This window comes from Bacillus sp. FJAT-49711 (assembly GCF_018343715.1).
In the GTDB taxonomy this organism is placed as follows: Bacteria; Bacillota; Bacilli; order Bacillales; family Bacillaceae_C; genus Lederbergia.
Map to the genome: position 1 here is coordinate 1,197,243 of NZ_JAGYPL010000002.1, position 14,958 is coordinate 1,212,200.

Here is a 14,958-nt window from a genome sequence, read left to right on the forward strand (position 1 = left end):
GGGGCCTGTTTTTACATGAAAGCAATTACCTTGCAAGGGAGGTAAATCATGTCCATCACCAGCATCTTTCACCCAGAACTAATGCAAGAAAACTATTTCCCTAAAGTGAATGCTTACTATTTTAAGCAATGGGAAGATTATGAAATGGATTATCATGTACATAAAGATGTGGAAATCATGTATGTGATCAATGGAGAATGCATCGTAGAAACATTATCAGAATCAATTTCTTTAAAAAAAGGGGATTTTATTTTATTAGATTCGAATATTCCGCATAGACTCATCGTCGGCGCTGAGCAGCCTTGCAGAATGTTAAATGTAGAATTTTCCTTTATAGAAAGGAGCGGGAGTTTTCCCTCCATCCGTGAAATGGCTCTTGAAAATACGGCTTTATCCGAGTTTTTACAAATGAACATTCCGTATCTTATATTAAAGGATCCGAATGAAATCTATCATACTTTGAAAAATCTCGTTCTTGAAAGTGATAAAAAAGAAGATAAGCAGATAATGGTTCACCTGCTTTTATCACAGCTTCTTATCCAAATTGCGAGAATGGCTGTGGAAGATCGAAAAATAAAAAAGGAAAATCAGCAAGCGAATTTATATGTCAATCAAACGATCGAATTTCTTCATCATAACTATGACCGCGACTTGAAATTAGAAGATATCGGGCGGGCAGTCAATTTGCACCCTGGTTACTTACATAGAATTTTTAAAAAAATCATGAATTGTACGATTATGGAATATTTATCTACATTGCGAATGGAAAAGGCAAAGGCACTTTTAGCTCATACTGACATACCTATTATTGAAATCTCACAATATATCGGGATCAATAGTAGTCAATATTTTAGTCAGCTTTTTAAAAGACATGCGAGTATGACACCTGTTGATTTTAGAAGAACTTTCTCAAGTCATGTTGAAAAATATAGATCATAGGAAGTTAAGATTTTAAACATGCCATCAGCTGAAAAAGTTATAATCCTGCAATAATGAAAATAGAATGCTTGTTATGATTATAGCAATCATTATTTTTTAAAAAGGAGATATGCCTTATGTCATTTAAAGTAGCTTTCATTGGTGCAGGAAGTATCGGCTTTACGCGAGGTCTTTTACGCGATCTTCTATCTGTACCTGAATTCCAAACGATAGAAGTTGCCTTTACAGATATTAATGAGCGTAATTTGGATATGGTTACTCAGCTTTGCCAAAGAGATATTGACGAAAACGGTCTGGATATTAAAATCCAACCAACGCTTGATCGCAGGGAAGCATTTAAAGATGCAAAATACATTTTTTCCGTTGTACGTATTGGGGGACTTGAAGCCTTCCAAACAGACGTTGATATTCCGTTAAAATACGGTATTGACCAATGTGTAGGTGATACATTGTGTGCAGGTGGAATTATGTACGGGCAACGTGGAATTGCAGCGATGTTAGACATCTGCAAGGATATACGCGAAGTGGCAGATCCGAATGTTTTATTACTCAACTATGCGAACCCAATGGCGATGATGACATGGGCTTGCAATAAATACGGCGGGGTCAGGACGATCGGACTTTGCCATGGTGTACAAGGCGGGCATTGGCAAATTGCTACGGCTCTCGGGCTAAAAAAAGAAGAAGTCGATATCATTTGTGCGGGAATTAATCATCAAACTTGGTATATAAGTGTGAAACATAATGGAGAAGATTTAACACATAAAATATTGGAAGCGTTTGAAAGCCATCCTGAATTTAGTCAAACGGAAAAAGTTCGCATTGATATGTTAAGACGTTTCGGATATTACAGTACAGAATCGAATGGGCATTTAAGTGAATATGTTCCTTGGTACCGGAAACGTCCTGAAGAAATCAATGAATGGATTGATTTAGGCGTATGGATTAACGGTGAAACTGGCGGATACTTACGCGTTTGTACAGAAGGAAGAAACTGGTTTGAAACAGACTTTCCAAATTGGCTAAAGGAAAAACCAATGGAATACAAAACGGAGAACCGCAGTGAAGAGCATGGCTCATGGATTATTGAAGGACTTGAGACAGGGCGTGTATACCGCGGTCACTTCAATGTTGTAAATAATGGAGTCATCACTAACCTTCCAGATGACGCGATTATTGAAGCACCTGGTTATGTTGACCGCAATGGAATTAACATGCCACATGTTGGGGACCTTCCGCTTGGCCCGGCAGCTGTATGTAACGTCAGCATCTCTGTTCAAAGACTCGCAGTCGAGGCAGCCGTACATGGCGATGACTTCTTGCTTCGCCAAGCGATGATGATGGATCCCCTAACTGGTGCGGTCTGCAATCCGAAAGAAATATGGCAAATGACTGATGAGATGCTCGTCGCTCAGGAAAAATGGCTGCCGCAATACAGTAAAGCAATAGTGGAGGCAAAAGAGCGCCTCGCATTAGGCAATCTTATTCCGACGAAAGACGATTATAAAGGGGCAGCACGCCTTAAAGTGAAAACGGTCGAGGAAATGGCGGAAGACCGAGAAGCCGCAAATAAAAATGCCGGGGAAGCGGATAAGGCGAAGGAGCGGCCGGCTGAGGTGAAGTAGTAAATTTCAAGGCAAAGGGACTTAAATGATAAGTCCTTTTGTTTTTTGTTTGTAATCATATAGTGCATTTATAAATATAGGCCGATCTGTGAAAAATGATAAAAAACGAGCACATGATCAAGAGGTGCATTATATCTATTTATTTGCGAAACTTATATAGTATTGTAATATTACGTTTAGGGAGTACATTTTAAACTTTCTCGTACGGAATATTAAAACTGAAAGGTGCAAATATAAAATGGTATCGATAAAAGATGTAGCCAAGCGGGCAAATGTGTCAGTTACGGTAGTTTCTAAAGCGCTAAATGGATATCCAGATGTTAAGGAAGAGACTCGGAAAAAGGTTCTACTGGCTGCGGAGGAACTTAAATACTTTCCTAATATGATGGCAAAAAATTTAAAGCAAAAAAAGACTAAGAAAATTGCATTGATTTTTTCCAACTTTGAGCGGGCTGATGGTAGAGACGGATTGCTTATTCAAACAATGAATGGGATATTTGGTGCAGCAGGTGCGAATCAATATGAGGTGGCGATTTACACAAGGAGTTTATCGGAGCAACAAGACAAGTCATACTGGCAATTCTGTAAAGAGCATAAAATATCTGGAGCTATTATAACAGGACTGAAGACGACAGATCCTTATTTTCAGGAAATCATAAATAGTGACTTTCCTTGTGTAGCGATTGACACGATGCTTACAGGTCCCTTCACTGGATCTGTGTCAACAGATAATGTCAAGGCATCCAAGGAAGCAGTTGAATTTTTTTTAGATAGAGGACATCGAAAAATTGGCATGGTAAACGGTCATGAATTTGCTGTTGTTAGCAAGCAACGTCTAAAGGGATATCAGTTAGCACTAGAGGAAAGAGGAATTCTTTATGATCCTTCTATTGTTATCAATGCAAATTTCTCTGAAGAAGAGGCTTATCATATAACCGAGGAGTATATAAATCGACACCCTGATGTTACAGGAATTTTCTTTGCCAGCGATATGATGGCAATTGGATTCATGAATCGTTGTCGGGAATTAGAGATCAACATACCGAAAGATATATCTGTTATGGGGTTTGATGATATTGTTTTGGCAAACTATGTAACACCCAAATTATCTACTATACGACAAGATTTTCAACAAATTGCAAATATAGCATTTCAACAGGTTGTTCAAATAATTGAACTAAAGGAAGGCACCCATATTACAGTCCCTTATCAACTTGTTGACAGAGATACGATTCAGGTGCTATAATCATTTCGAAAACGTTTTCGGTTTTATGTAAGTGATTTCATTTTGCTAAAATGGACTATTAAAATTAATAGATTGGGAGTCATTTTATTGAATAACTTGATGTTTCTACTTTTAGCTTTTATAGGTGAAATTCATAAGATTATTAAATAAGTAATGTGCCAAACTGTTAGTCATGTTTTTGGTAAGTTTAACTATATCGAAAAACGAAAACGATTTCGGTCGAAAATAAAAACAATAGGGAGTGGCTTCACGTATGAAAAAATGGTCAATCGTTTTAATTGTGGCGATGCTTGCTGCATTCGGTTTATCTGCATGTGGAGGTAAAGACGAGGGTGAAAAAGCAGGAACTAAAGATAAAGTAATTGAACTAAAATTTACAGCATGGGGTGACGTGAATAGCAATGGCCCAGAGGCGCAGCTTGCTGAGGAATTTAATAAGAATCATGACGACATCAAAGTTGTGTTTGAACCGGTTCCTGGAGATGGATACGGTACAAAGCTTACGACTTCCCTTGCTTCCGGTACAGCTCCTGATGTATTTCTTATCGGTGAAGGCGACTTTTATACATATGTCGATAAAGGCGCAGTCGAGCCTCTTGACAGCTATTTAGAAAATGACAACTCATTTAGTACAGATGTTTTTCAACAAGAACTTTTAAATATGGGTAATATTCATGATAAATTGTATTACCTTCCAAAGGACTTTAACCCAATTTCATTATGGTATAACAAAACAATGTTTGATGAAGCAGGATTAGCTTATCCAGATGATAGTTGGACTTGGGATGATTTGATTGATACTGCCAAAAAATTGACTGTTAAAGATGATAATGGAAAGTATACACAATTCGGTTTTAATGCTGGTACGTGGCAATACCCGATTTACACATACTTATGGGCACATGGAACAAGTATTTCAAACGAAGATGGTACACAAGCTGAAGGATTTTTAAATAATGAGAAGACTATTAAGGCAATGGAAAATTACGTAAACTTCTCTATTGGTTCAGATAGAGTATCACCAACACCACAAGACACTGAGACACTTGGTGGAGATAGCTCCATGTTTATGACAAATAAGCTAGGTATGATGATTACTGGTCGTTGGGTGAAAGGCGACCTAGATAAATCTGATATCGAGTATGGTACGGCAATGATTCCAAAAGGTCCCGAGGGAGAGCGTGCTGGCATTATTGCTGCAGCAGGTTGGGCAGTGAATTCTAAAGGAAAAAACAAAGAAGCAGCTTATGAACTTGCAAAATGGTTGTCTGGTCCCGAAGCACAAAAAATCCGTGCTAAAGATGGCAAAGTCCTTCCAGCCACTTTAACAGACCTTGAAGAGGTAAAATCAACTGAAGTGAGTGAAAAGGCAGTTATTGATATGATGGATTATGCTAAAAAACCAGTCACAATGCTTTCTTCAAATGGACCAATTTTCGTTGAGGAATTTGGGAATGCGATGGAAAAAGTCCTTCTCAAAAAATCAAGCGTAGAGGACGCTTTTAATGAAGCGGCGGCAAATGTAGACGAAAAAATTAAGAAATAATTAAATAGGTGAAGATAGCTTAAATGCTAGCTTCACCTTGTTTTGTTAAGTTTTAAGAATATAAATAAAATTTTTCAGTCTATTTTTAATGAATAGACTTGCGGTGTCTAGCTCCAGCGCCTATCGGCTAGCAAACTTCTTGTCCTCCTCCCTACGATAAGTCAACATCGGCTCGTTCCTCGCCGTGTTTCCTTTATCTCAGTCGAAGGACCTGAAGTTTGTACGCCGATGGGCAAGGCGCTTGCGCTTTTCTATAAGGAGGAGGCTTTCATGCGTAAATCTAGTTCTGAGAGAGCAGGCTATTTGTTTATACTGCCCTGGCTTTTGGGCCTTATATTGTTTACGATCGGTCCCATGATTTTTTCGTTAATCCTGTCTTTTAGTTCATGGGATATCATTTCTGGCATCGATTCGATTAAGTTCGTAGGGCTGGAAAACTTTAAGGAGATTTTTCAAGATAAGTTATTTTATCAATCATTAAAAGTTACGTTTATCTTTGCTTTAATATCAGTACCTTTGTACCAAGTGATATCACTATTAATAGCAATGCTGCTTAGTGTACGCAGTAAAGCAATGAAGTTTTATCGACTTATCTACTTTATGCCATCGGTTATCCCAGTAGTAGCTGTGTCTATGATGTGGATTATTATATTAAATCCTGAATATGGAATTCTTAATCAAGCATTGGCTATTGTTGGCATACAGGGGCCTGCATGGCTGCAAGATCCATCATATGCATTAGGTGCACTTATTGTAATGGGAATATGGGGAATTGGAAATACGATTATTATTTATTTGTCTGGGCTTCAAGGTGTTCCCGAGGAACTTTATGAGGCTGCGGAAATAGATGGTGCAGGAATTATACGTCGCTTTTTTCATATAACGATTCCTATGATTTCCCCGACAATTTTCTTCAATTTAGTAATGGGGATTATTGGTGGATTTCAATATTTCACACAAGCATTCGTCATGACAAATGGAGGTCCAATGAATTCTACCTTATTTTACAACTTGTATCTTTATAATAAGGCATTTGTTTCATTTGAGATGGGTTATGCATCCGCATTGTCTTGGATTCTATTTGTGATTATCTTATTGTTTACGTTGCTTGTAATTCGTAGTTCTTCTATGTGGGTTTACTATCAGGGTGACGATCAGAAAGATTAAGGAGGTTTTTCAAAAAATGAAGATAGAAAGGGTTAATGCGAAAAAACTTGCGAGCTTCGCCTCCTTGTTTATTCTTACGATTGGTGCCATCATCATTTTGGTTCCACTAGTTTGGACATTTTCAACTTCTTTAAAAACGCCCGCAGAGGTCTTTAGCGATAATTTTTTTCCAAAAGTATGGAATTGGAAAAATTATAGTTATGCAGTTACTTCAATACCATTCTTTCGCTATTTAATGAATACCCTTATCATTTTAATTCCGGTATTAATTGGAACGGTATTTTCATCGGCGTTATGTGCATACGGATTTGCACGATTTAATTTCCGAGGCAAGCGAATCCTATTCCTTGTATTGTTGGCGACGATGATGCTGCCTGGTCAAGTTACGATGATCCCTATGTTTATTATGTTTAAAGAAATTGGCTGGGTAGATTCATTTCTACCTCTAATCATCCCGTCTTTTTTTGGTGGAGGTGCGTTTAATATTTTCCTAATCCGCCAATTCATGCGTGGTATTCCAAGGGAACTAGATGAAGCCGCATATATGGATGGTGCGTCTCGTTGGAAAATATTTACAAAGGTTATGCTCCCACTAAGCACTCCTCCAATGGTTGCCGTCTCTATTTTTACTTTTATGGGCGTGTGGAATGACTTCCAAGGTCCTTTGATTTATCTTAATTCAACAGATAATTATACGTTGGCTCTTGGATTGTCTATGTTTAAAGGGATGTACAACATTGAATGGAATATGTTGATGGCTGCAACCATTTTGATTATGCTTCCGGCATTAATTGTATTCTTTGTTGCACAAAAGTATTTTATAGAAGGCATCTCTATTTCTTCAGCTACGAAGGGCTAAGGTAATTATATAAAATGGCTGTTTTCTTAAAGATTGTTGGTAAAAGCCCAAAAGCTGGCTTTTACACCTAATTAGAAAGTTTGACGATTCTTATGAGGTTTCCAGCTCTTTTCTCAGTTGGATTATTCATTTGAAGAACAGAATCCATTTATCATCATAAAAACTCATAGTAATTAGCAACAATGTATGAGAAAAGAGCCTACAAAATAAAGGAGAATGAATAATGACTAGCATTAAAAGTAAACATCCTATGAACCTTTATTTAAATGCAGGAGAATATGTAAAGGTTACCGGGGCGCAAGATGGTTATTTTCCGGACTTTGGACACCATGTTCCCAATGAGATGGGAGGAATATGGTTACATCCCATTAAACTCTTGGACGGATTTTGGCTAAAAGTTTCAGATTCAACAAGAAATATATCTGTTTGGTCTAGAGCGGATGAATTTGAAAACCATTCATGGGGGAGCCAATTTCGATATGATCATGGATTAGGCCATATTCCAATATCGATAACGAGAACCCAGTTTGCTCCGGAATTGGAAAAGGGATTCATTGTAAAATATGAAGTTTTTAATTACAGTACAACTGAGACAACACTTGATCTTAATCTCTTGGCACGCACCGATTTGCGGCCGGTCTGGTTTTCAGAAGAGATCGGCATTAAGGAAGGTTTTGAAGATCATGCAGATATACTTTCTCCCCGAAAATTAATAGCCAAAGATTCCGACAATGAATGGTATACAATTGTAGGAACCGATATGACTGGTGACAAGATTGAGACCAATCGGAATCTTTACGGTCCCGAATTTACTAGTGGCAATGGAATAGGCGTAAGCTTCCAAGCATCCATAACACTTGCTCCTAATGAACGGATTACTTTTAACCTGTTCATAGCGGGTTCTTATACGTCACGAGAGGATTGCTTGGAAACATACGAAACGATATCAAAACATGCCAATAAACTGATGGATGAGAAAATTGCTTTCTATCAACAAATTGCTTCCCAGACAGACGTAGAGATTGAAGGGGAAACAAAATTGAACGATGTATTTAAATGGGTGAAATGGAATAATCAGTGGCTCGTTCAGAATGTTGATGGTATTGGCCGTGGCTTGACTGCTGGTTCTCCAACTTATCCATGGTGGTTTGGCTGTGATAATACATATTCCTTACAAGGGGTCCTTGCCACAGGCGATCATGAACTTGTCATGGATACAATAAAACTTTTACGTGATAAATCCCGTGAAGTGAATGGAAATGGTAGAATCGTTCACGAAATTACAACGATGGGGGCTGTTGCGAACCCTGGAAATACACAGGAAACAGCACATTTCATTGCATTCATATGGGAAATGTATAAGTGGTTAGGTGATAAGCAACTCTTAAGCGAATATTACGAAGATTGCATTCAAGGACTGGACTGGCTGCTAGGTGAAATGGATCCCGATGGGGACTTACTGCCGTCAGGATATGGGATTATCGAGATTGCCGGACTAAATATGGAATTAATAGATTCAGCTGTTTATACTGTAAAAGCTGTAGAAGCTCTAATGAAGATTAGCCTTGTTCTTGGGGATCATCAAAATCATCAAAAATATAAAGCTTTATATGAACGGATTCTACCTCATGTAGAAGAAATGTACTGGTCTGAGAAACACTCATTATATTGTGATGCTGTTGCAGCTAAAAAAGATATTGCTCCTAATATTGATATTATTACCTCAAGAATGGAAAGCGGAGGGGTTTCTGGATATAGGGATTATCTCCAGAATATGATGGATGAAGAAGCAGATGCCGATAAAGATCGTGGTTGGCTATTTAATAAGAGTTGGGTCATTTTGACGCCAATGGAGGCTGGTATATCTAGTCCAGAACGTGGGCGCCTTGCGCTAGAACAAATGCGCAATGAAGATTATATTGGTGAGTATGGGACATATCTGGCAGGAATATATAAGCAGGGAATCATGACCATATCAACCGGTGTACACGCAGTGGCAGAAGCAACCTATGGAAATGGAGATGCCGCATTAAGTTTACTTGAAAAGATGCTAAAAACCTTTTCAATGGTCTTGCCGGGATCTATGAATGAGATGTCGCCTGATTATGGTTGTAATGTTCAGGCTTGGACAATCTATGCAATGGCGGTTCCAGTTATTAAACATTTCTTTGGAGTTCAGCCTGAGGCATATAATAAGTCAGTGCAAATTCAGCCTGTTATCCCTTCTAATTGGGAAGGCAAAGAGATGAAGCTTCGTAATTTCAAAGTAGGGGACACATCATTTAATATACAATTAAAAACAGAAGCCGGAAGGTTAAATGTGCTAATGGATAATCCTGATGAATGGAATTTAACCGTATCTTGGAATGGTAAGGAAATAAACAGTAGTGAAAAACTCATTCAATTAGAGATGTAGAGTGGAGATTAAAGCAAAATTATTATTAATAGAATAGTAGAGAATTAAGATTATCGCATAAAAGAGGAATACTGCCCGAAATAAACAAATTGGAAGGCGTGAAAATAAATGAAATTAGGTTTAATAGGAAATCCCAATGAAGATACTTTTCGAAAGGCAAAAGAAAAAGGGTTGGAATTCGTGGAGTTTTGCATCAATGTTAATAGTGATGTTGATTCATTTCTTAATGATATAAGTATGATTGCCAAGTTTAGTGGACATTATGAGATGGGAATTCAATCAATTGGGCGTTGGGGATCGGATCGAATAAGTCTTACGGGTCATATCATTGAAGAAGAGCTTCAAATATCCTATCAATTGATTGATGCTGCAAGTCAATTAAATTGTGGGAATTTTATTTGCGGGTGTAATTATATAGATACACTATCATATTATGAAAATTGTTCCTTAGCTATAGAATATTTATCGAAGGTAATGAAATATGGTAAAGAAAAAGGTGTCAAGGTCTCAACTTACAATTGCGATTGGAATAACTTTATTTGTAATGAAATGGCATGGACCTTGATACACGGTTATTTACCGGATTTAGGCATTAAATTTGATCCATCTCATTCTCGCTATGCGGGTCGGGATTACTTAAAGGAAATGAGAGATTGGGGGGAACGTTTTTCTCATGTTCATTTAAAAGGATCCGTCATTATTGATGGCGAAAGATTTGATGATCCTCCAGCAGGACTAGATCAAACTGATTGGAATTCGTTTATGGCTATTTTATGCGCAAAAGGATATGATGGAGGACTTAGTATTGAGCCACATTCTGATAATTGGCAAGGCGAACTTGGAGAAAAAGGTATCGATTATACAGTAGACTTTATGAAACCATTTTTGATATAACTTTTCTCTGACTTCCCAAATAAATCTTTGTAATATGCACTTGTGGAGATACCTTTTGGTCATTTCTCAAGTGCTTTTTTCTATGGTGAAAAATTGTACCCAATATGGTGCCCTTTCCATTTATCTGAAATTTAAAAATATAGAGCATATTTTTGCAAAGCTTGTTATTATTAAATTAGTTATGGATAAGAAGGTGGGAAAGACGTGAAAAAAAGAATTCCAGCTTATTTAATAATTGCGATTTGTGCGTTCATGATGGCAGGCTGTCTTGGCATTGGTGCTAGTAATAAAAGTAAAGTAAAATTAAATGCCATTATCGTAAAACATCCACTGACCGAAGATGTGGTCAATATGGATTGGCTAAAAGAAGCTGAGAAAAATGCCGGAGTGGAAATTGAATGGCAGGAAGTGTCTTCATCTGATTGGGAAAAAGTGAAACAAGAATTACTATTGAGCGGAGAAATTCCTGATCTTATCATTGGATCTAATGCAATAAAGGATGCTGAATTTGCCCAATATCCAAGTTTGTTTCAAGATTTAACGGAGTTAATTGAGAAACACGGTCCGAATGTTCAGCAGATGTTTCAAGATAAACCAGAAACAAAAGTAATTGCGACTCAATTAGATGGAAAGATTTACGGTTTGCCTAAATATCAACCGTTTGGAACGGAAACTGCGACAAGACAATTTATTAATAAGCAATGGTTAGATCATTTAGGGTTGGATATACCGACGACATGGGATGAGTTGTTTGCTGTTTTAGTCTCTTTTAAAGAAAATGATGCAAATGGAAATGGCGATCTCGATGACGAAATTCCGATGGATTTTGCCCCCCTTGGAATGGGAGGATTTGAATTCTTTACTCCTACCGTCCTGTTAGGCAGTGTCGGAATTACAATAGCGAATGGCGGCGGCCAAGGATATTTCGTGGAAGACGGAGTTGTTAAGAACTTTTTCGTAGATGATCGTGCTAAAGAATTAATTACATTTTTACATAAATGTTGGGAAGCGGGTGTGCTGACAGAAGACATTATTTCCCGGGACTATGCAACATATCAATCCGTTGCACGCGGTAATGGCGACATAGCTAATGTTGGCTTTACATGGGGCTGGGAGATATCAGAGAGGTTTGGCAATACGCTTGCTCCACAATACGTTTCGCTGCCTCCATTACAAGTTTCAGCGAGCTCTGATAAGCAACTATCTTGGAGTTATGATTATTATGGATTAACATATGGAGCAAATATGGTTCAAATGTCTGCATCTGCTAAAGATGAAGACGCTGCCATGAAATTCATTAATGAACTATATGATCCGATTGTCAGCATGCAAGTTTTATTTGGTTCAATTGGATCAAATATTTCCGATAATGGAGATGGAACGTATACGGTACTTCCACCAGAAAATCTCGGAATGGACCCCGCCACATGGAAATGGACAACGACATGGGGAGACAATGGGCCATTGTATATACCTGATTCCTTGCAGTTGACACCAAGCGCTGACTTGGAAGCAATCGTTGATCAAACGAAACCATTGAAGCCTGCACTTGATTCGATAGATAAGGAAAAAGATATTTACCCTGAGATTTTTATAAAATATAGTCCGGATGATTACTATGTTTTAACACAGCTTAATACTGCCTTAATGAATATTTCAATGGGTGCTTTCGGCAAGTGGATAACAGAGGGTGGAATGGATGAAGAATGGGATGTTTACGTACAGCAACTAGAAAGCATTGGGATTGCAAAGACGATTGATATGATGCAGAAGTACTATGATGAGTATGAGGAGAATAAAATAGATTTTTAAAAGGGAATAAGAGGAAGAGATGGAGTCTTCCTCTTATTTTTCTGGTTGTATTGTAATCGTTGTCAATTAGTTAGGAAGGTGAGATGGATGAGAACAATCGTATGCCAAGAGCCATTTGTCTTCAATATTAAAAATGCTGAAAAACCAAAATGTCATCATGGAGAGGCGCTAGTAAGGATTAAGAGAATTGGCATATGCGGAACAGACATGCACGCCTTTAGAGGAAATCAACCATATTTTTCTTATCCCCGAATACTAGGACATGAACTATCTGGAATTGTGGAAAAAGTGAACTGTGACCATTCTAATATTAAGGTCGGAGATCGAGTATCAGTACTCCCCTATATGGAATGCGGAGAATGTTCGGCTTGTCGGTCAGGTAAAACTAATTGCTGTTCAGCATTATCAGTACTTGGAGTTCACGAAGATGGGGGAATGAGAGAATACATCACTGTTCCAGTCGATCATATAATAGAAACGAATAATCTAACTTTAGACGACGCAGCGATGATTGAACCTCTGAGCATTGGGGCACATGCAGTAAGAAGAGCACATTTGCGTAAAGGGGAAAAGGTCCTTGTTATTGGAGCTGGCCCGATTGGATTAGCAGTGATGTCATTCGCTGCATTGGAAGGCGCCTCTGTTGTCGCGATGGATATAAATGAAGAACGATTGACATTTTGTGAAAATCAGATTGGTGTACTCGACTCGATTGTACCGAACGAACAAAGCAGGGAAACTCTAAGGGAAATATTTAATGGGGAGCTGCCAGAAACCGTCTTTGATGCAACAGGAAATGTTCATTCTATGAATTCATCTTTTCAATTTCCGGAGCAAGGCGGCAAACTAGTGTTTGTCGGCTTAGTGAAGGAACAAATTACTTTTTCAGATCCTGAGTTTCATAGAAAAGAATTGACGTTATTTAGCAGTAGAAATGCAACAAAAGATGATTTTAATTACGTAAAGGAATCACTTGAAAAAGGAAGAATAAATATTAGCAAATTTATCACACATCGCAGTACATTTGAAAATCTAACATCGACTTTTAATGAATGGCTGAAACGAGATTCCAATGTTATTAAAGTATTGATAGAAATAGAATGAATTCCGGATGGTTATGCGTACAGGTAGAGAATATATTTACTTTTATTGTAAAGATCTTCCTTAACTAATTGAATTTACATACCTAAAATGATAACATGTTCGTACAAGTAATTTTAAAAAAGGAGGGATTGCAACATATGGAATTAGAAGAAATGATAAGCGAAATAGGAGCATTAGGTAAAAAATGCACTTGTGGACATATCCATCATCATATTCCAATTGAAACGATGTTTATTGGTGTCGATGCTTTTGAAACATGCTCGTCCTTTCTTTCAGAAAAAAAATTTAAGCGTGTCCTTCTAATAGCAGATCATAACACATACGCTGCTGCGGGAGAAAAACTAGCAAAAACTTTACGAAATTCCAAAATCGAATGTTCCGTATGCTTAATTGAACCAAATAAAATTGGCGACATAGTAGCAGATGAAGTTTCGATTGTGCAAGCATTTTTGGATATTAATGAACAAACGGATGCTCTTCTTGCAGTCGGATCAGGCACCCTGCATGATATTACAAGATTTTGTAGTGCTAAATCAGGAAAGCCGTTTATTTCGATTCCTACAGCAGCCTCTGTTGATGGTTTTACTTCGCTAGGTGCTCCATTAATCGTTCGTGGTGTAAAAAAGACGTTTCAAACTGTATCGCCGATCGCCCTTTTTGCTGATATCGATGTACTGGTGAATGCTCCAACAGAGATGACAGCAGCTGGATTTGGCGATATGTTGGCGAAATTTACATCTCTTGCGGATTGGAATTTTGGCAGATTCATAGCCGACGAGCCGTATTGTTCACTTGCTGCCTCAATAACGAGGGAAGCGCTGGAAAATTGTGTGGACAAGATTGATAAAATTGCAGCGAGGGACGAAGAGGGGATTCGTATTTTACTTACTTCTCTTATTCAATCGGGGCTCGCGATGCTTTTATTTGGGCAGTCCCATCCTGCTTCTGGCGGGGAACACCACCTATCGCACTATTGGGAGATGGAATTTTTACAGAAAAATCGCCCTCAAGTATTGCATGGTGCAAAGGTCGGTGTCAGTTCGGTTTTACTCTCGAAGCTTTACCGCGAATGGTTTACATCAGGGGAATTATTACCTAAAGCATTAAACGATCGAAATGATCAAATCGCTAAGATTGTGGACGCGATTCCTCATGCTGACCAGTTAGCAGAACTGCTCAAAAAAGTCGGAGGGCCAACAACACCTGAAGAGTTAAGCATAAGCGAAGATCTTGTTAAAAGAAGTTTAAAAGAAGCCCATTTGTTGAGAGATCGCTTTACAATGTTGAAGTGTTATAACATCAAGTTCAGTCAATAAGAAGAATTTTAGAAAAATTAAAATTCATAGGAGC

The 14,958-nt window shown here is 38.0% G+C and carries 11 protein-coding genes; all 11 read left to right on the forward strand.

Annotated elements, in window-relative coordinates; translation table 11 throughout:
* Positions 1-48 precede the first annotated feature (48 nt).
* Entirely contained in the window at positions 49-939 is an 891-nt protein-coding gene (locus KHA96_RS13110; protein WP_213129709.1) for an AraC family transcriptional regulator, read from the forward strand.
* A gap of 116 nt (positions 940-1,055) precedes the next feature.
* Positions 1,056-2,564, forward strand: a complete 1,509-nt coding sequence (gene melA, locus KHA96_RS13115; RefSeq protein ID WP_213129710.1) for an alpha-glucosidase/alpha-galactosidase — start codon at positions 1,056-1,058, stop codon at positions 2,562-2,564.
* A 238-nt stretch (positions 2,565-2,802) separates the two neighbouring features.
* The gene (locus KHA96_RS13120) at positions 2,803-3,810 is read left to right on the forward strand and encodes a LacI family DNA-binding transcriptional regulator (RefSeq protein ID WP_213129711.1); all 1,008 of its coding nucleotides are present in this window, start codon (positions 2,803-2,805) and stop codon (positions 3,808-3,810) included.
* Between the two features lie 253 nt (positions 3,811-4,063).
* Positions 4,064-5,356, forward strand: a complete 1,293-nt coding sequence (locus tag KHA96_RS13125) for an ABC transporter substrate-binding protein (RefSeq protein WP_213129712.1) — start codon at positions 4,064-4,066, stop codon at positions 5,354-5,356.
* A gap of 270 nt (positions 5,357-5,626) precedes the next feature.
* Positions 5,627-6,523, forward strand: coding sequence for a carbohydrate ABC transporter permease (locus KHA96_RS13130; protein WP_213129713.1), 897 nt, complete (start codon positions 5,627-5,629; stop codon positions 6,521-6,523).
* Between the two features lie 16 nt (positions 6,524-6,539).
* On the forward strand, positions 6,540-7,382 hold the full coding sequence (locus KHA96_RS13135; RefSeq protein WP_213129714.1) for a carbohydrate ABC transporter permease: 843 nt from the start codon (positions 6,540-6,542) through the stop codon (positions 7,380-7,382).
* 223 nt (positions 7,383-7,605) lie between these two features.
* Positions 7,606-9,798: an alpha-L-rhamnosidase-related protein gene (locus KHA96_RS13140; protein ID WP_213129715.1), complete on the forward strand. Its 2,193-nt coding sequence runs from the start codon at positions 7,606-7,608 to the stop codon at positions 9,796-9,798.
* A 108-nt stretch (positions 9,799-9,906) separates the two neighbouring features.
* A complete protein-coding gene (locus KHA96_RS13145; protein WP_213129716.1) occupies positions 9,907-10,692 on the forward strand; it encodes a sugar phosphate isomerase/epimerase family protein in 786 nt (261 codons plus the stop codon).
* 204 nt (positions 10,693-10,896) lie between these two features.
* On the forward strand, positions 10,897-12,504 hold the full coding sequence (locus KHA96_RS13150; protein WP_213129717.1) for an extracellular solute-binding protein: 1,608 nt from the start codon (positions 10,897-10,899) through the stop codon (positions 12,502-12,504).
* Positions 12,505-12,591: 87 nt separating this feature from the next.
* Positions 12,592-13,608 carry a zinc-binding alcohol dehydrogenase family protein gene (locus KHA96_RS13155; protein ID WP_213129718.1) on the forward strand — a complete coding sequence of 339 codons (1,017 nt, stop codon included), beginning with the start codon at positions 12,592-12,594 and terminating at the stop codon, positions 13,606-13,608.
* A gap of 137 nt (positions 13,609-13,745) precedes the next feature.
* Entirely contained in the window at positions 13,746-14,924 is a 1,179-nt protein-coding gene (locus KHA96_RS13160; protein WP_249315511.1) for a sn-glycerol-1-phosphate dehydrogenase, read from the forward strand.
* Positions 14,925-14,958 lie beyond the last annotated feature (34 nt).